Source organism: Streptomyces sp. NRRL B-24572, assembly GCF_002156145.1.
GTDB lineage: Bacteria > Actinomycetota > Actinomycetes > Streptomycetales > Streptomycetaceae > Streptomyces > Streptomyces vietnamensis.
Genome location: NZ_MWIG01000980.1, coordinates 1 through 253 on the forward strand (window position 1 = coordinate 1; position 253 = coordinate 253).

General features: G+C 73.1%; 1 pseudogene. It reads right to left on the reverse strand.

What is annotated here, in order from left to right:
- Positions 1-54: 54 nt before the first annotated feature.
- Positions 55-253 (reverse strand): annotated as a pseudogene (locus CCN56_RS45335) (hypothetical protein); the annotation flags it as partial.

Here is a 253-nt window from a genome sequence, read left to right on the forward strand (position 1 = left end):
CGCGTAGGGGTGGCGCGTGCGCCGAGGGGTCCTTGGCGGAGGCGGGACCGCCGCTCAGCGGCCGAAGGTGTCGATGTTCTCGACGAGCCAGCGGCCGTCGCGGTGCACGACGTCCAGGGCGAACATCGCGCCCGCGTAGACGCCCTGGTCCTGGGCCTTCGGCTTCGGCTTCTGCTTCCCGGAGCCCGTCTTGCCGGTGCCCGCCGTGCTGACGCTGCTCTGGTCGGCGTAGATCAGGACCCGGGCGCGGTCG